The sequence below is a fragment of the Prosthecobacter sp. genome (assembly GCF_044232965.1).
Lineage (GTDB): Bacteria > Verrucomicrobiota > Verrucomicrobiia > Verrucomicrobiales > Verrucomicrobiaceae > Prosthecobacter.
Genome location: NZ_JBIIKX010000041.1, coordinates 1 through 18,416 on the forward strand (window position 1 = coordinate 1; position 18,416 = coordinate 18,416).

The following is an 18,416-nucleotide window of genomic DNA, read 5'->3' on the forward strand; positions in this document are numbered from 1 at the left end:
GCAACGGAATGTGGATCAGAGAGAATGCCGTGACGTAGCTTTGCCTTGATTCCAATCCCGGCGGCGGCAACGTAGCTTGCCCTCGCTGGAGTGCTGGAACCCTTGATCCTCAAGGGTTCCAGCCTCCGGCAGGCTTGCACGAAAGTGTACATTCACGGCCTTCAAACCGCCTCGGATGAGGCGAAAGAGGTGTTTCGCTTCCACCAGATTCCCGGCAACCATTCTTCACCAGAGTAGAATCTGCTCTGGCAGTTCTTCCGGTGCTTCGCCCTCCTGCGTCGGCTGCCCATGCATCACAAACGATCGCTCCCACTGCGCCCGCGTCACAAAGAGGGCACGCACGCTTCCCTCCGGTGGCAGATGCCCCTTCAGCCTGTCAAGATGCGTTTCCTGGCGGGCAAAGGTCACGCAGGCACGCACATACACACTCCACTGGAGCATCGAATAGCCATCGTCCTTCAGCCATTCGCGGAAGTCGTGTGCGGCCTTGCGTTCCCGTTTGGTGAGAGTCGGCAGGTCAAAGGTGACTAGCAGCCAGCCCATTTTATAGAGTTCGGTGTCCACGGCTTGTAGATCGTGGGTTTGTGTTCCAGCAATGCCCGGCGGAAGGAGCGCACCACGCCCTCGATCACACCGCGAATTTCAATGGTCATGTCCAGGTAATCCACCTTCTCCAAAGGAAAGGCGGTCACCCAACGACGAAACTCCTTGGTCACTTCCAGCGCCGCCGCCGGGGCCTCCCGCTGCTGCTTACGCACCCACTGTGCCACGCGCCAGTCCACGCACGGGCGGAAGGGCTCCATCAAATCATAGGCCAGCGGCGTCGCCTGCTCCCGTGTCACATGGAAAATGCCAAAGGTCGGGTCCAGCCCCACCCCGAAGAGTTTTTGCAGCGTCGTCGAGAGCAGCACCGCATACCCGTAGTTCAGCAATGCGTTCACCCCGTCTTTGGATTGGTCGCGGATGAAATCGGCCAGCCCCAGTGATCTGCCGAAGATACCCCAGTGAATGCGCGCTCCCATCGCCTCCTTGTGCTCGTGGCTGCTGTTCAGCACCGCCTCCAGTTCCTCCAGTTTGCCGTCCTGCGGGGCCAGATGCCGCGCCAGCAGGAGCTGGTTTTTCACCTTGGCGTTCACCGTGCGCCGCCACAGCGTCTCCTTCTCCCGGCCGGTGATGTCCAGTTGTGCCCGCGTGAGGAGCGTGTCCGTGCTGCGGTTGGCCGGGAGCAGGATGCTCACCGGCTGGAAGCTCTCACACAGGATCAGCGCAATCCCGTGCTTGGCTGCTTCGATGAGCAGCTTGCTATGCACCGAGGCCGAGAAGCTGGTGATGATGATGCTCGCCACATCCTCCAGCGGTATCGTGCGCATCTCCTCCTCCCCATCCACGCGACAGGTCAACTGCCCATCCTTGCAGGAAAGTGAGCACTGCGGACTGTCGATGCTGACGATGTGGTAGGACATGCGCGCTCCACTAGGAGCGCAGTACTATAAGCGCACCTGTCAAATCATGGTGTTGAATCGCTGCCTAAGAGATTGTGGTTCAACAACTCCAACCCACCAGCTAAGAGCGACTTAAGGCGGACATTAATCTTGTGTCCTTCCTTTTTATTTTCCAACTTGGTTACATCAGGCCATCCAATGTCGAGCGACATTGCATTCGAATTGTTCTTCACGCTGAATATACGCCAAGTCCCAGGAAAGTTCCCGCTCTTGACCCGGATCAATTGCCCTCCGCGCAGCACCAAGGGGGCCCTTCCCTTGTTTAGCTTGGTCAATTCCAACATCTGAAGCTTCACCTGATGGAACGGAATAATTCGGTAACGTTCCTCTTCATTCACCACAACCGCAGCGTTCAAGATCGCCACTCCATAGTTCTCCCCAATCACCAGTGCGCCTTTCAGCGCGGAGAGCTTCCCGTCCTTGAGGCCGACGAGCTTGCTGGCTCTCTCCTTCGCTTCCTTCGTGGTGCGTTTGCGTGCCCCTGTTTCAAGATCGACATCCTTCGGGCCAAACGTGCGCTGCCGCAGAGTCACTTGATCGCCCTCCGTCTTCACCACGCGCCAAGTGTTCATCTCCAACCGTGCGCCGCTCATGTCGGCGGGAACGTGCTGGACGACGCGGCGCTCCTTGAGCGCATCGACGATCTGCTGCTTGAAGGTCTGCGGCAGGTCCAGCACCTCGAGCCTGCGAGTCCGGCCTTTGTCCGACTCGTTCTTGGGTTCGGCGAGCTTGAGCAGGCCATGCCAGCCGTAGCGGTTGCGGAATGCTTCCTCATCGTGCTTGAGCACTTTCTTGGTGACGATCTGTTCCCACAGCCTGCCGTCCTTCGGCATGAAGTGGGAGGCAAACGCCATGACACAGGCATCCAGGGCATGATGCAGGTGGGTGATGTCACGGATGTCACCTTTGGGGCGGACTTGCAGGCTGAGGCTCGGCTTGCCTTCGGCATCCAGGATGAGCTGGCGCTTGTCGTCCAGCGTCGGAAGCATCGCCATTACCTCGGGGCAAGCCGGGGCGAGACATCCAAGCAGATTCCAAGACTTGCGCACAACACCAGTGACGCTCCCCGGAATGGAAACAATGCGATCCGTGTTTTGCAGATGCTTGAAACGCTTCTCAATCTGCCGTGCTGACAAGCGAACAAGATGCGATGTCACCGTGAGGTCACGCGGAGTGAATTCCTTCTCCTCATAATCCTTGAGCAGCATTTTCTGCTTGCGGCTCCACTGGCGGAGTTTGTCATCCATGGAGCCCGCGCCCGGCGTGAATCGGCTGGGCTTTTTCTCGCCTGCCAGCTTGGTCACAAAGGCCTCATACTGCCGCAGTGTAACGATGGTCAAATCAGGACGGTCTGGGACTTGTTTTCCTTGTTCCTGCTCGACGAACCGCCATGCCGTTCGGTTTCCCTTCCACTTGTTCACGGCATCAAAAGTGACGACCAGGGAATCCATCGAGTCAGAGGGCCGCTGCGAGCGCGGGATGATGTGATCTTTGTCCACTTTGCCGCGTGCCAGTGTCACCGCGTCGTATTCTTTGCCAGTGTATGGGCAGATCCAGCCGAGGTCATCGGCAATGCGAGCTTTGCGGATCAAGCCCGCGCCGATGGGAATCGTAGTGCCTTCCAAGTCTGACACGAGCCGCTTGCTCACATCCTTGAAGTTCTTGAGCTTGATGCCGAGTTCTTGAGCGACCTCCTTGTTCGTCTTGCCGGAGAACTCGACCAAATCCCGAGCCACCTCGATCACGCAGCGGTCCACCTGCTCAGGATTGCCTTCCGCATAGGTCTTGACCATGTCTTCCACGAGGCGGAGCAGGATTTTCAACCGATGGCGCACCAGATGATTGTTGGTGAGTTCATCAATCTCCTTCTGCCTCTCGCGCTCCTTGCGTTCCTCCGTTATTTCGAGCACACCGCCAGCCTCACGCGGATGCTTGCCTTGCTGGGCCTGCTCCACGGCTTGCATCATGACGGCGCGACTGTAAGGCGCTCTTCCGCTGGCGAAGTTCGGCGAGAGACTCTGCTTCACACGATCTTCCCAAGTGGGTTCCGCATCGCCTTTGCGCGGTTTCTGCTTGGTCTCCTGCCATGCGGCCTTGAGTTTGGCCTCTAGAGTTTTCGGGGCGTCTGGTTGTTGCAGCAGCCAGGCCCAAGTCACCCGGCGGTGTTTGTTCCACCGGCCCAACAGCCGCTTTTGCAAAACTTCCGGGAGATCATCCCAGACCGCTTTCATCATGCCATTGGTGCGCACAAAGCGGCGTGCTGGATCGAGCACCAGAGCTTCTTCCGCGTCGGGATGCGTCATCATCAAATCGGCATTCGATGCCTCGGCTCCACTGACCTCCAGCACAGCCTTCTTGAACTCACCCGCCGTAAAGCCGCCAGCATCACGAGCCATCGCCGTGAGTTTGGCGCGTTGCTCCACGGTTAGTGTTTCCTTGTCGCCATCCTTGGCTCGGCGCACGGTCACATTCGCCAGAATCTCCGCCCAGCGGAACTCCAGGAACTCACGGCAGTCCTTCAGCGGGCGCTTCTCTCCTGAAACAGGGCACTCGCCAATGATGCGGTTATCAAAGCGCGGCACTGCTTGGCCAAAAAGAAGCCCGCCGACAAAGCGGCCCGGCAGGCGTGCATCGAGGCCGAGTTCCTTCAGCACATCACGCACGCTCTTGCCATCCTTCGGCGTGTTGTCTTCCGCACAAAGCGCCGTGATAAGCGCGGGCGTGACCTGCGGCAGCTTGCCCACATGCTTTGCCAAGAGGTCCATCACCTCATGCAGCACGATGTCCCGCGGAAAAGCTGCGTTGCTCGTCTTGTAGGCGATGGGCGAGCTTTTCTTGTCGCTGGAAAGCGGATCGATTTGCAGCTTGGCGCAGATGGTCTGGCACATCGTTGGTTTGCCAAGCTTCTCCATCAAAGCGCGGGCGGCTTTTTCTTTCTCCGTGTCCTCGCTGTCCTCCTCATCATCACGGCTCCATTTCCGATTGCCATCGTAACCGCGATTGTGCGCATACCAGCGCAGCACATCCCACAGCTCCCGCCATGACAGCAGCGGTCCACCCGCGTGGACTCGTGCGGCCAGCTTCCACGGCCAAGGGCCACCGGGCTCATCAAGCTGCGCCAGAGAGAGCACGCCGAGATGAGCGAGCAGCTTTTTGATCCGTGCGATGCGTGTGCGTGTGCTGCGGATGTGCCGCCGCTGACGGCGAAGCTGGCGGCGAGTGCTGGCGAGACAGTCATCCGTGGGAAACAACACCGAGCCACAGCCTTTGAGCTGCGGCAGGCGCTCCGCCGTGGTGTCTAGCACCGCCCAGCCAATGCTGGCATGACCAATGTCGAAAGAGAAAAGGAGTTTGTTCATGCGTAGGTCTTGACGTTAGGCGATTAGCTTCTAGCATGCCTCTGGAATCAAGAGCAAAGTTTGAAGTGCAAATCAGCTTCTGTCCGTCACGCGGACACGTCTGGCTTTAAAAGCACTCTCTATTTAAATCAGGCCGCCCAGGACGCTGGGCGGCCTGATTTGTTTTTCAACCCTGGCGTTCCTTCAATCTCCCCCAAGGAACGGGCGGGTCTATTTGATTTATTTTCCGCTATTTGGGGAGGCGGGCGGATGCGAAAAGTCATTTTTTATAGTGAAGTTTACTTTTCAAGGGCCGGGGAGCTGTGCTGAAATAGGCGGCATGAAAGCGACTCTTTCCCCTCGTAAGGAAATGATGCCCACCACAAGTCATCTAGGGCCAGTGCTCAGACGGCACCGTGAGAGACTGGGGCTGACACTGGAGGTGGTGGCGAAGGCAGCGGGGATCACCACGGTGGCACTGCACCGACTGGAAACCCGCCAGTCCAGCTCCAAGGGAGACACCTACGAGCGGGTGGCTGTGGCCATGGATCTGGACTATGACCTCATCGTGCATGAGGCTGCTTTGGAGGCGCGGGACGACCCGGACGATTTATAGCCGAGTTAGCTCGTTTTTCGGACCGTTTTAGGATGGAATAGGCGGCGATGAAACCCGCGCTGCCATGCCTGAGCCACCTCCGCCTGAAGCCGGATTCCGGCGTGGCTTGGCTGAGACTGCCGGGAGCGAGGACGCTTCCCGTCCTGACGAAAAGCGCGCTCCGGCTCCTCAATTCGGATTCCGAACTGGCGGGTCGGAGGCTCGGGAGCCTCAGTTCGGATTCCGAACTGGCGGGTCGGAGCCTCGGGACTCTCAATCCTGATTCCGAATTGGCGTCTCCCAGGCTCGGCATCCTCAGTTCGGATTCCGAACTGGCAGGTCGGAGGCTTGGGACTCTCAATCCTGATTCCGAACTGGCGTCTCCCAGGCTCGGTGGTGCCAATTCGGATTCCGAATTGGCGTGGGGGAGGCTCCGGGGAGCCAGTTCGGATTCCGAACTGACGAGGGGGAGCGCGGTAAAGGCCACGCAGCAGACTGATTTTCAACGAAGAACCCCCTTCCGCTTCTCCATGTTTCCTCGGCTCCATCTCCCCCTTTCTCCAAGTCTCCACCACTCCAAGTCTCGCCCCCATGCCTCCACCAAACTGGGATGAAGGGAGCTGGGACAGCTCGACCTGGGATAGCCCATCAACACCCATTTTTCCGACCCTACCCAAACGCAAACGCGCAACCAACCGACGCACCATGGCCTCCAACCCAACACCCGACAATCCCGACATCCTCCGCGCCGTGGCCGACCGCATCGCGGACGGCTGCCACACGCACGAAGCCACCATCGGCATCCTGCACAACACGGAGGCAGCCATGCGCGCCGCCATCGCTGCCCTGTCCAACGCCGAGACCCAGCTCGGCCTGAAGAAGACCGCTGTGGGACTGGCCTACGATGCGCTGCAAGCGCAGGATGACGCGGGCTACACCTGCATCAACAACTGCAAGCTGCGCCTGCGCCAGGTGCTGGGGGAGCGCTGGAGCATCACGTGGGAGCCGACCGGCTTTCCCGGCAACTCCACGGCGGTGCCGGAGAAGGCTGAACTGCGCTTCACCCTGCTGGATGCGTTGAAGAATTACTTCACCGCCGTGCCAGCCAGCGAGAACGCGGGCATGGGCGCGACGGCCGCCCTGTGCGAAGCCGCCTGGACGGCGATCTCGGATGCGCGGCTGGTGGTGGCGAACGCCGAATCTGCCCAGACCACCGCCTTTGCCGCCCGTGCCGCCGCCACGGACGCGCTGCGCAAGCGGGTGCGCGGCCTGATCAGCGAGCTGGAGTCGCTCATCCCCGACGACGATGCGCGCTGGGAGGCCTTTGGCCTGAACATTCCGGCCAACCCCAGCTCTCCAGAGGCCGTGGCGGGCGTGACCGCCGCCGCGCTGGGCAACGGGCGCATTGAGATCAGCTACCCCTATGCCACGCGGGCCACCCGCTACCGCATCGAGACCTGGATCATCGGCGTGGACACCGAATGGCAGAACAAGGCCAGCGCGAAGGATCTGGAGGTGATCCTCAAAAACTTCACCGCCGCGCAGGTCGTGAAGGTGCGCGTCATCGCCACCAACGACGGCGGGGATGCCGCGCCGAGTCCCGAGGCGCAGGTGACGGTGACTTAGCGCCGCAGGCGCTGTTTGCGGTGGTTGGCCAAACCATCGCAAACCAACCTCAAACCTCCCTGATCGAGTAGGAGTAGGAGTAGGAGTAGGAGTAGGAGTAGGAGTAGGAGTAGGAGTAGGAGTAGGAGTAGGAGTAGGAGTAGGAGTAGGAGTAGGAGTAGGATTCCCAAACCACTGCAAACCACTGCAAACCACTGCAAACCACTGCAAACCACTGCAAACCACTGGAAACAACCGTCAACCATCGTCAACCACTGCCAACTGGCGCTCCGCGCTACCCGCCATGCCCTTCGACCCCACCAAACCTGCGAACAACTCGCCGAACTCCAGCGCGGAGATGCGCGCGCAATTGACCGGCCTCAAGGAACTCATCGACGCTGTGCCTGCGGGTCCGCCGGGAGAGAACGGCACCAGTGTGACGGGTGCGGTGATTGATGGCACGAACACGCTGAATCCCGGTGAACCGGCCCAGGCCAGCGTGAACTGGGACGGGGCCAACGTGCGGTTCACGTTTGGGATACCCAGAGGTCAAGATGGGGTGAGCAGTCCGCCCATCACGAGCTTCATCGTGGATGGCGTGAGCACGCTCAATCCCGGTGAACCCGCCACAGTGCAGACGAGCTTCAATGGAGCGAGTGTGGGTTTCCTCTTCGGTATTCCGCGTGGGAATGACGGCACGAATGGCAGCAACGGGAACGATGGTGGCCCCGGTGCGCAGGGGCCGCCGTTTGCGAATGCGGTGGTGGACAGCGTGACCACGCTGAATCCCGGCGACAACGCCACCGTGCAGACGATTTTCGACGGCAGCAATGTGAGATTTCAGTTCGGCATTCCACGCGGCAATGACGGCTCCGGCTCGGAAGGCCCGCCCGGTGAGGTGACGAATGCGCAGCTCAGCAGCGCCATCGCAGGAACGAGCAACTTCAGCAATGCCGTGGCCTTGCTAGGGATGGCTGTGAGTGATCCACCGACTCAGAGCGAGGTGCAGCAGATCGTGAACAAGCTGGATGAACTGATCAACGCGCTGAGGCGATGATGGGGCTCGCTGCGCGAGCGTTGGCAGTGGTTTACAATGGCTGAAGGGCGCTAACGCGCCGTTGACCGTGGTTTTCAAACAACCGTCAACCACTGTAAACAACCGTCAACCACCGCAAACCGTCTTGAAGGCGGGCGCCCTTCACTTCACGGCGGCCTTGAACACAATCGGGATGATGAGGATGGCGAGGATGTTGACCACTTTGATCATCGGGTTCACGGCGGGACCGGCGGTGTCCTTGTAAGGATCGCCCACGGTGTCGCCGGTGACGGCGGATTGATGGGCAAAGCTGCCTTTGCCGCCATGATTGCCTTCCTCGATGTATTTCTTCGCGTTGTCCCAGGCACCACCGGCGCTGGTCATGGAAATGCCGACGAACAGGCCGGTGACGATGGTGCCGATGAGCACGCCGCCGAGGGCCTCCATGCCGGCGTAGGACATGCCGATGACAAACACGAGCGGCAGCAGTGCCGGGACGATCATCTGCTTCAGCGCGGCGCTGGTGACGATGCTGACGCACTGCGCGTAGTCCGGGAGGTCGGTGCCGTTGAGGATGCCGGGCTTGGCGGTGATCTGGCGGCGCACTTCGAGCACGACAGCACCGGCAGCGCTGCCGACGGCGCTCATGCAGAAGGAGGTGAAGAGGAAGGGCAGCAGACCGCCGACGAACATGCCGATGACGACCTTGTGGTTCATGAGGTCAAAGTACACCTTGTGGCCGACGAAGGCCTGGAGGTCTTCCACATAGGAGCCGAACAGCACCATGGCGGCCAGACCGGCGCTGGCGATGGCGTAGCCCTTGGTGACGGCCTTCATGGTGTTGCCCACGGCGTCGAGCTCGTCGGTGATCTTGCGCACGCTTTCCGGCAGGCCGGACATGACGGCGATGCCGCCCGCGTTGTCGGTGATGGGGCCAAAGGCGTCGAGGGAGATGATGATGCCGGAGAGTGAGAGCATGGACACGACGGCGATGGCGATGCCATACAGCCCGGCGAGGTCGAAGCAGCACCAGATCGAGGCCGCGATGGCCAGCACTGGCAGCAGCGTGGCCTGATTGCCGATGCTGATGCCTGCGATGACGTTGGTGGCATGGCCGGTCTCAGAGGCCTTGGCGATCATGCGCACCGGCTTGTGATGCGTGCTGGTGTAGTAATTGGTGATCCACACGACGAGCAGCGTCATGATCAGGCCCACCGCCGCGCAGTAGAAGATGTTCACGCTGGGCACCTCAAGAGCGCCGATTTTGAGCGAAGCACCGAAGATCGAGGAGGTGGCCCACCAGAACAGCGCCGAGGAGACGATGCCGGAAACCGCCACACCGCAGACCAGCGAGGCCGTGGCCTCCTGCTTCACGAAGTTCACCCAGCCGATGCCGATCAGGGAGGCGATGATGGCCAGTCCGCAGAGCACGAAGGGATAAATCACCGCCGCGTCGGTGCCCACGGTCAGGTGGCCCACCAGCACGCCGCCGATCAAGCTCACCGCGTAGGTTTCAAACACGTCCGCCGCCATGCCCGCGCAGTCACCGACGTTGTCGCCCACGTTGTCGGCGATGGTCGCCGGATTGCGTGGATCATCTTCATTGAGGTTCTGCTCGTTCTTGCCCACGAGGTCAGCGCCGACGTCCGCCGCCTTGGTGTAAATGCCACCGCCGAGACGGGCGAACACGCTGATAAGCGAGCTGCCGAGAGCGAGACCGACCAGAGAATCAATGGCGTGCTTTGCCGCGTGCTCGGTGCCGTGGGTCATGCCTTTGACGATCAAATAGAATACGCCGACCGAGAGCAGGCCGAGTGCCACCACCAGCAAACCCGTCACCGCGCCGCCGTTGAAGGCCACCTTCAGCGCCGCGTGGCTGCTGACCGAGGCCGCCTGCGCCGTGCGCACATTGGCGCGCACCGCGATCATCATGCCGATGTAGCCCGCTGCCAGAGAGCAGACCGCGCCGACCACAAATCCCGCCGCCGTGATGCCGTCACGCAGATACCAGACTGCGGCAAAGATGAGCACGGCGATGAGGCTGACGGCAAAGATCTGACGGTTCAGGTAAGCCTTGGCACCCTGCTGGATCGCGCTGGCGATGGCATGCATCTTCTCATTGCCCGCGTCCGCACCGACGATTTTGCGGATCAGGATCAGGGCAACCACCAGACCCACGATGGCGAGGGCGATGGAGAGAGCGATTCCATTGGTGAGCAGGAATGAGGATGGAGGCATGTGGTTGGTGGTATCGGGTGGTTGGTCCGGGGCGGGTAAAGCCGCGAAGTTTAACGAGTCGAAAAAAGGAGGCAAGAACTTGCTCCGCTTTTGTGCGGCGTTCCCCTACGGTCGAAAATCGGAAACCCTTGCAGTCTTTGGGCCTCTGCACCAACTCCTGCCACATGAAACGCCGCCGCCTGCTCCAAACCGCCGCACTGGCGCTCTGTCCGGCCTCCTGCGAGAAAAAACTCAGCCCGCCCGCGCCCTTCGTCACTCTGGCGGATCTCGATGCCAAGCTGAAGGCGCGGGAAACAACGCCGCTGCTGCTCGTGGAGCACTTCATAGATCGCATCGCCCGGATTGATCGCACAGGGCCCAAGGTGAACGCGATCATGGAACTCAATCCCGAGGTCAAAGCCATCGCCGCATCGTGCAAACCGGGCCTGCTGCACGGTCTGCCCGTCCTCATCAAAGACAACATCGACACCGCCGATGCCATGCACACCACCGCTGGTTCGCTGGCCTTGCGTGGTCACAAGCCGAAACGCGACGCTGCTTTGGTGATGCGATTGCGCGAAGCTGGAGCGATCATCCTTGGCAAAACGAACCTCAGTGAGTGGGCAAACATCCGTTCGCCGAATTCAACGAGCGGCTGGAGCGCCCGCGGCGGCCTCACGCGCAATCCGCACAAGCTCACGCACAGCGCCAGCGGCTCCAGTTCCGGCTCCGCCGCCGCTGTGGCCGCCGGATTGGCTCCCGCGGCGATTGGGACGGAGACCAACGGCTCCATCATCAGTCCCGCCAGCGCCTGCGGCATCGTTGGCTTCAAACCAACCGTTGGTCTCATCAGCGGCGCGGGCATCATCCCGATCACGCATCATCAAGACACCGCAGGTCCGATGACGCTCACGGTTCGCGATGCCGCGCTGCTCATGCAGGTACTGGCGGCGGATTTCACCCTCGAACTGCCTCGTGATGCTCTCAAAGGCGCGCGACTTGGCGTGCTGCGGCAGCAAAGCGGCAAACATCCGCAGGTATTTGCTCTGTTTGAAGCTGCGTTGCAAAAACTACGCGATGCCGGAGCCATCATCGTCGATTCCGTTGAACTCCCGAATGTCCGCGAAGCTGGCTCCCTGTCCTGGAAGGCCATGCTGATCGAACTGCGCACTGATTTGAACGCCTATCTTGAACAGCGTGGCGGTGACGTGCGTTCGCTGTCCGAACTGATCGCCTTCAATGAAAAACATCGCGACGCCGAGATGCCGCACTTCGGCCAGGAATTCTTCGAGCAGGCCGAAAAACTCGGCTCGCCGGAAATCATCGCCGCAGGTCAGGAAGCGCGCAAAATGGCCCAACAACTCGCCGGACCGGAGGGAATCGACGCCGCGCTGAAGGAGCACGATCTGGATGCCCTGATCTGCCCCACCAATGACCCGGTGGGCGTGATCAACTTAAAGACGGGCGACACGAATGATCGTGTCTTCAGCACACCGGCCGCCGTGGCCGGTTATCCGCATCTCACGGTGCCTCTTGGACTCGTGGACGGCCTGCCGGTCGGTTTTTCCTTCATCGGAACCGCCAAAGCCGACGCCCGCATCCTGGCGCTCGGTCATGCCTTCGAGCAAGTCACTCAGGCACGCGTGGCACCGACCTTCAATGCCGGATAAGACATAACTTTTGCCAAGAATGGCATGCCTTTGATGGCAAAGAATGCCGTTTTAGCCCGTAAGCACATTCATACGGATCAAAAGCACTTTCATACCATGCCAAAAACCTCCTCTATTGCACTCCTGGTCGCACTACTCGGCCTGTCAACCAGCAGCCAGGCCGCCAGCGGCATCGAGTTCAACAAAGACATCCGCCCCCTGCTGGCGGATGCCTGTTTCCACTGCCACGGGCCTGATCCAGGAACGCGGAAGGCTGGTTTGAGGCTTGATACCGAGGCGGGCTTCTTCACCGCGAAGAAGGGCGAGGAACCAACTGTCATCAAAGGCCAGCCGGACAAGAGCAGCCTCTATCAGCGCCTGCTTTCCACCGACGAGGACGAGATCATGCCGCCGCCAGAAAGCCACAAGGAGCTGAAGCCCGCGCAGGTCGCGATGATCAAGGCCTGGATTGAGCAAGGGGCGCCCTGGCAGCCGCATTGGAGTCTGATCCCTCCACAAAAGCCCGTGGTGCCCGTCGCGAAGGACAAAGCCTGGGTCAAGACACCCATCGACAACTTTGTACTCTCCAAACTGGAAGCAAAAGGCCTCAAACCCGCGCCCGAAGCCGATGCTCATGCACTCGTGCGCCGCATCTCGCTGGACCTCACCGGCCTTCCGCCTTCGCCGGAGTTGGCAAAACGTTATGCCACGGCGGAAAAACTGACCGATGCACAGGTCGGTCAGCTCATTGATGAACTCATGAAGCTGCCAGCCTACGGCGAGCACCGCGCCCGCTACTGGCTGGACGCCGCGCGCTATGGCGACTCCCACGGCCTGCATTTCGACAAGCCACGCGAGATGTGGCCCTACCGCGACTGGGTGGTGAAGGCCTTCAATCGCAACCAGTCTTTCGATCAGTTCACCATCGAGCAAATCGCGGGCGATTTGCTGCCGAAGCCGACTGAAGACCAGCTTGTCGCCACCGGGTTCCAGCGCTGCAACATCACCACGAATGAAGGCGGCACCATTGACGAGGAAAACCTCGCCAACTACGCGGCGGATCGCGTGCAGACGATGGGCTGGGTTTACATGGGGCTCACCACGAACTGCTCGCAGTGCCACGATCACAAGTTCGATCCCATCACGCAGCTAGATTACTACTCGATGGCCGCGTTTTTCCGCAACACGACGCAGAAGGCCAAAGACGGCAACGTGAAGGACGGTCTCGGCCCCATCCTCGTGCTGCCCACAGACAAAGATCGTCCGCGCTGGACTGCCCTGCCCGCTGAGATCGCTGCGGCAAAAATAAAGCTCGATGAATCACGCAAAGGCGCGAAGCCGAGCTTTGATCAATGGCTCGCCAGCGCGAAGCCCGAGGATCTCGACAAAGATGTGCCCAGCAAAGGTATCGTCGCCCATCTGCCGCTCAATGAAGGTGTGGGCAGTGAAGTCACGGGCGTGTGCGGTGCGCCGAAGAAATTCAAAGCCACCGGCGAAGTCTCGTGGAAGCCCGATGGCAAACTTGGACCTGCACCGGTGATGAAACCAGGCGGCACTTTTGAAATCGGCGACGTGGCCGACTTTGAAAAGAATCACGCCTTCAGCTACGGTGGCTGGGTTCGCGCTGGCCGTGCAGGCGTCTTTGGCGGCATCCTCGCTCGCATGGACGAGAAGGGCGACTACCGCGGCTGGGATCTTTTCCAAAACGACACCAAGCTCAGCGTCCACATCGTCAGCAAGTGGCCCGATGACGCGATCAAAGTCACCACCGCCAAACCTGCGCTGCGGCCCAATGTTTGGCAGCACGTCTTCGTCACCTATGACGGCAAAGGCAAGGCTGGCGGCGTGAAAATCTTCGTGAATGGCGAGGACACGCCCGTGAAAGCTGAAACCAACGCTCTCAAAGGCAGCATCAAGACCACCACGCCCACACGCATTGGTCAGCGCAGCCACACTCAGCTCTTCACCGACGGCGGCGTGCAGGACGTGCGCATCTATGACCGTCAGCTATCCGCTGCGGAAGTGATGACGATCTCCAAAGTCGGCCCGTTGCGCACGATGCTTGCTGCGAAGAAACAAGGCCCAAAACAGCAGGAAGCCCTCTTTGAGCACTACCTCGTCACTCGCGATGCCACGTATCAGGCCGCATCGGCTCAAACCAGCAAACTCACCGCTGAGCAAGAAGCCATCAAAGCCCGCAGCCCCATCACACACATCCAGCAAGAGAAGATGGACGCCAAACCCATGGCCAACATCCTTATGCGTGGTGCCTATGATAAAGTCGGCGAGCAGGTCGATGCCGCTGTGCCAGCCGCGCTCGGCAAGCTGGCCCCCAATGCTCCGAAGAACCGTCTCGGTCTCGCGCAGTGGCTTGTCGATGCCAAGAACCCGCTCACCGCACGCGTCACCGTGAACCGCTTCTGGCAGGAACTCTTCGGCGCTGGCATCGTGAAGACCAGCGACGACTTCGGCATCATGGGCAGCTCTCCCACGCATCCTGAATTGCTCGACTGGCTCGCCGTGGAGTTCCGTGAGAGCGGCTGGGACGTGAAGCGCTTCTACAAGATGCTCCTCACCTCCGCCACCTACCGTCAGGCCGCGCTCATCACGCCGGAGAAGATCGAAAAAGATCGCGACAACTCCCTCCTCAGCCGTGGCCCACGCTTCCGCATGGATGCCGAGATGATCCGCGATTACGCCCTCGCCGCCAGCGGCACCCTTTCACCTCGCATGGGCGGCCCCGGCACCATGCCTTACCAGCCGGAGAACATCTGGGAGGTTGTCGGCCTCGGCACGGAGAGGTACAAGCAAGACAACGGCGAGAACCTCTACCGCCGCACGCTCTACAATTTCTGGAAGCGCATGTCTCCGTCGCCGAACATGGACATCTTCAACGCTCCAAGCCGCGAAGTCAGTTGCGTCCGCCGTGACCGCACCAACACACCGCTGCAAGCTCTCGTCACCATGAACGATCCGCAGTTCATCGAAGCCGCCCGCAACCTCGCGCAGAAAGCCATCGCCTGCGGCTGCAATGACGACGCCAAAGCGCTTACCTACCTCGCCGAACGCGTGCTTTGCCGCCCGCTGAAAGCCAAAGAGCAGCCCATCCTCACCGCCAGCCTCGCCGATCTCCGCAAACATTACACTACCAGCGCCACCGACACCGAAGCCCTCCTCAAAGTCGGCGAATCCAAGATCGACGAAAAGCTCCCGAAAGCCGAACTCGCCGCGTGGACGATGCTGACGAATCAGCTCATGAACCTGGACGAAGTCCTCAACAAATAATCCAACCGCCATGAACATCCTCCAAGAATGGAACACCTTCCAAAATCGCCGTCAGCTCTTCGCTCGCGGGAAAAACGTCGTCGGCGGAGCGGCGCTGGCTTCGCTGTTTGGTGAGGCTTTGGCGAACGCATCGAATGCACATGCGCAAGGGCCGCAGTTTCCGCCGAAGGCCAAGCGCGTCATCTACCTGCACATGGTCGGTGGACCGGCGCAGATGGACTTGTTTGATTACAAGCCCGTGATGCAGAAGTGGTATGACAAAGACCTGCCTGAGAGCATTCGCAACGGTCAGCGTCTCACCACGATGACCAGTGGTCAGGCGCGTTTCCCCATCGCGCCATCGAAGTTCCAGTTCAGTGCCGCAGGTCAGTGCGGAATGATGATGAACACGCAGTTGCTGCCAAACCTCGCCAAGAATGCCGATGACATCTGCTGGATGCGGTCGCTGCATACGGAGGCGATCAATCATGAGCCTGCCATCTGTGCCATGCAGACTGGCAATCAGATTGGCGGGCGTCCCTGCCTTGGTTCCTGGGCATCTTATGGCCTCGGCTCGATGAACTCGAACCTACCCACCTTCGTCGTGCTCATCGCCACGCCGACCAATCGCGAGCAGGAGCAGGCCATCTCATCGCGCCTGTGGTCCAGCGGTTATCTGCCCGGCGAGCACGCAGGCGTGAGTTTCCGCAGCAAAGGTGATCCCATTCTCTACATCAACAACCCTCCCGGCGTGCCCGACAGCGTGCGCAAGCGCACCATCGAAGGCCTGAACGCTCTCAACGAGATCAATTACCAGGAAGTCGGCGATCCCGAAACGCACACCCGCATTCAGCAATACGAAATGGCCTTCCGCATGCAGGCCAGCGTGCCGGAACTCACCGACATCACCAAGGAGCCCGATCACATCTACAAACTCTACGGCGAGGAGGCGAAGAAGCCCGGCAGCTTTGCCAACAGCGTGCTCATGGCCCGCCGACTCGCTGAACGCGGCGTGCGCTTCATCCAGATCTACCACAACAACTGGGACCATCACTCCAACGTCGGCGGACGCATGCCCAGCCAGTGCAAAGACGTCGATCAGCCCTGCCACGCCCTCATTCAGGATCTCAAGCAACGCGGCATGTTCGATGACACCCTCATCATCTGGGGTGGCGAATTCGGTCGCACGATTTACAGCCAGGGCGGCCTCACCAAAGAAAACTATGGTCGCGACCATCACCCACGCTGCTTCAGCATGTGGATGGCCGGTGGCGGCACTCGCGGCGGCCAGATCTACGGCGAGACCGACGATTTCAGCTACAACATCGTCAAAGACCCACTCCACATCAGCGACTTCCACGCCACCGTGCTCGAACTCCTCGGCTTCCACGCCGATCGCTTCAGCTTCAAGACGCAAGGCCTTGATGGCAAACTCATCGGCATCAATCCCGCTAAGCCGGTGAAGGCGCTGATGGCCTGATCATTTCGCGTTCAATCCACGAAACTTTCCCGGTGCCATGCCCGCGTAACGGCTGAAGTGCCGCGTGAACGCACTCTGATCACACCAACCTGTCTCGATGGCGATATCCGCCAGCGATTGATCCGTCTCACGTAGCAAACGCGTCGCTTCATCCAGCCGCAGCTTGTGCAGTAGCTGCAGCGGACTCATTTGAAACAGCCGCTGCACGCGCTGCTCAAACTGATACACACTCAGCCCGGCCTTCGTGGCGATGTCCTCGATGCGCAGGCTCTCGGTGAAATGCTTCTGCATGTGGCGCAGGGCCGATGCGAGTTCAGCAAAGCCACTGGCCTTGTCACTGGGTGCATTCAAATCACGCGAGATGCCGGTCACGCCAATGATGCGGCCCTTGTCATCGCGCATAGCATGCTTCGTGGTCAAACACCAACCAGCCTTGCTGCCAGTATAAATGTGCAGTTCCAACTGATGCTCCACTGGCTTGCCCGTCTTGAGCACATGCTCATCCTGCCGGGCATAACTAGCCGCCAGCGCTGCCGGAAACACTTCCTCCGGCCGCTTGCCGATCAGCTTGGTCTTGTCACCACCCGCACAGCGATTCGCCAGCGTCTGATTCACCCGCACGTAGCGACCCACGGTGTCCTTAATGAAGAAAACCACATCCGGCAGCGCATCGAAGAGCACCTCCGTGGCTGCATGCTGAGAGAAGGGTGCGGTTGAATCCATGTTTTGGCTGAAATGACAGTTTGAAGGGCAAAAAGCAATCAAGACCATCAACGCCTTTCGTTTGATCGTATAACTTATGAACCCATCCACATGGTCCGGCGTATTCCCGGCAGTCCTCACTCAGTTGCACCAAGATCAGTCGCTCGATCTCGATGCTTCGGCCCGGCATTGGCAGGCGCAGATCGACGCTGGCGTCTCCGGTTTGATCGTGTGCGGCTCGCTCGGTGAAAATCAGTGCCTTCAGCCAGATGAAAAACGCGCCGTGGTCAAACACGCTGTCGAAGTGGCCGCTGGACGTGTGCCTGTGGTCAGTGGCGTGGCCGAAATGAACACACAGGCCGCTGTGAGCTACATGAGGGACTGCGAAAAGCTTGGTGCGTCCGGTTTCATGATCATGCCGCCCATGGTTTATAAGAGCGATCCACGTGAAACACAGCACTGGTTCCGCGCATTGGCAAAAGCCACGCCGCTGTCATGGATGCTCTACAATAACCCCGTCGGCTACAACACCGATGTCACGCCCGAGATGTTCGTCGAACTCGCCGACATCCCCAACCTGCACGCCATCAAAGAAAGCAGCTCCAACACCCGCCGCATCACTGAGCTGCGCAATCAAACGGGCGACCGCTACCGCATCTTCACCGGTGTGGACGATCTCTTCCTCGAGTCTGCGATCCTCGGCATTGACGGCTGGGTTTGCGGCAGTGGCATCGCCTTCCCAAAAGAGAACCAACAGCTCTGGGACCTCGCCAAAGCTGGCAAGTGGGACGAGTGCCGCGCCCTCTACCGCTGGAGCCAGCCGTTGATGAAGCTCGATACGCACATCCACTTCGTGCAATACATCAAGCTTCTCTGCCAGGAGACCGGTCTCGGTGCCGAGTGGGTCCGCGAGCCGCGTCTCACCCTCGCCGGAGCCGAGCGCGAGCAAGTGCTCAAGATCATCCGCGATGCGCTGGCGAAACGGCCAGCGTAAGCCAAGGGCATTCCTTCTGATTGAATCTATGTGT

At 60.1% G+C, this 18,416-nt stretch carries 12 protein-coding genes; 7 read left to right on the forward strand and 5 right to left on the reverse strand.

All coding sequences use genetic code 11. The features are described from left to right. Positions 1 to 225: 225 nt before the first annotated feature. From cas2 to cas9, 3 genes are read right to left on the reverse strand one after another with little or no spacing between them, the layout of a single operon-like run. On the reverse strand, positions 226 to 564 hold the full coding sequence (cas2, locus tag ACILSI_RS16520; protein WP_395723002.1) for a CRISPR-associated endonuclease Cas2: 339 nt from the start codon (positions 562 to 564) through the stop codon (positions 226 to 228). Then, positions 528 to 1,463 carry a type II CRISPR-associated endonuclease Cas1 gene (gene cas1, locus ACILSI_RS16525; RefSeq protein WP_395723003.1) on the reverse strand — a complete coding sequence of 312 codons (936 nt, stop codon included), beginning with the start codon at positions 1,461 to 1,463 and terminating at the stop codon, positions 528 to 530. Before cas1 ends, cas2 begins: the two co-directional genes overlap by 37 nt. Positions 1,464 to 1,507: 44 nt before the next feature. Further along, positions 1,508 to 4,861, reverse strand: a complete 3,354-nt coding sequence (gene cas9, locus ACILSI_RS16530) for a type II CRISPR RNA-guided endonuclease Cas9 (protein WP_395723004.1) — start codon at positions 4,859 to 4,861, stop codon at positions 1,508 to 1,510. 349 nt (positions 4,862 to 5,210) lie between these two features. Between cas9 and ACILSI_RS16535 the strand changes: the two genes are divergently transcribed. From ACILSI_RS16535 to ACILSI_RS16545, 3 genes are all read left to right on the forward strand, one after another. After that, positions 5,211 to 5,456, forward strand: coding sequence for a helix-turn-helix domain-containing protein (locus ACILSI_RS16535; RefSeq protein ID WP_395723005.1), 246 nt, complete (start codon positions 5,211 to 5,213; stop codon positions 5,454 to 5,456). Between the two features lie 684 nt (positions 5,457 to 6,140). Continuing rightward, positions 6,141 to 7,061: a fibronectin type III domain-containing protein gene (locus tag ACILSI_RS16540; protein ID WP_395723006.1), complete on the forward strand. Its 921-nt coding sequence runs from the start codon at positions 6,141 to 6,143 to the stop codon at positions 7,059 to 7,061. A gap of 283 nt (positions 7,062 to 7,344) precedes the next feature. After that, a complete protein-coding gene (locus ACILSI_RS16545; protein WP_395723007.1) occupies positions 7,345 to 8,097 on the forward strand; it encodes a hypothetical protein in 753 nt (250 codons plus the stop codon). A 141-nt stretch (positions 8,098 to 8,238) separates the two neighbouring features. Here ACILSI_RS16545 and ACILSI_RS16550 read toward each other — a convergent pair whose 3' ends face one another. After that, a complete protein-coding gene (locus tag ACILSI_RS16550) occupies positions 8,239 to 10,314 on the reverse strand; it encodes a sodium-translocating pyrophosphatase (protein WP_395723008.1) in 2,076 nt (691 codons plus the stop codon). 164 nt (positions 10,315 to 10,478) lie between these two features. Here ACILSI_RS16550 and ACILSI_RS16555 point away from each other — a divergent pair, with 164 nt between their 5' ends. The 3 genes from ACILSI_RS16555 (at position 10,479) to ACILSI_RS16565 (ending at position 16,686) form a co-directional block, all read left to right on the forward strand. Continuing rightward, positions 10,479 to 11,963 (forward strand): amidase, encoded by a 1,485-nt coding sequence (locus ACILSI_RS16555; protein WP_395723009.1) that lies wholly within the window; start codon positions 10,479 to 10,481, stop codon positions 11,961 to 11,963. A gap of 96 nt (positions 11,964 to 12,059) precedes the next feature. Next, positions 12,060 to 15,227 carry a DUF1553 domain-containing protein gene (locus ACILSI_RS16560; protein WP_395723010.1) on the forward strand — a complete coding sequence of 1,056 codons (3,168 nt, stop codon included), beginning with the start codon at positions 12,060 to 12,062 and terminating at the stop codon, positions 15,225 to 15,227. A 10-nt stretch (positions 15,228 to 15,237) separates the two neighbouring features. Beyond that, the gene (locus ACILSI_RS16565; RefSeq protein WP_395723011.1) at positions 15,238 to 16,686 is read left to right on the forward strand and encodes a DUF1501 domain-containing protein; all 1,449 of its coding nucleotides are present in this window, start codon (positions 15,238 to 15,240) and stop codon (positions 16,684 to 16,686) included. On the opposite strand, the gene ACILSI_RS16570 is transcribed toward ACILSI_RS16565, so the two are convergent. Further along, a complete protein-coding gene (locus ACILSI_RS16570; RefSeq protein WP_395723012.1) occupies positions 16,687 to 17,409 on the reverse strand; it encodes a helix-turn-helix domain-containing protein in 723 nt (240 codons plus the stop codon). Positions 17,410 to 17,485: 76 nt separating this feature from the next. Here ACILSI_RS16570 and ACILSI_RS16575 point away from each other — a divergent pair, with 76 nt between their 5' ends. Then, the gene (locus ACILSI_RS16575) at positions 17,486 to 18,382 is read left to right on the forward strand and encodes a dihydrodipicolinate synthase family protein (protein WP_395723013.1); all 897 of its coding nucleotides are present in this window, start codon (positions 17,486 to 17,488) and stop codon (positions 18,380 to 18,382) included. The last annotated feature ends 34 nt before the right edge of the window (positions 18,383 to 18,416 follow it).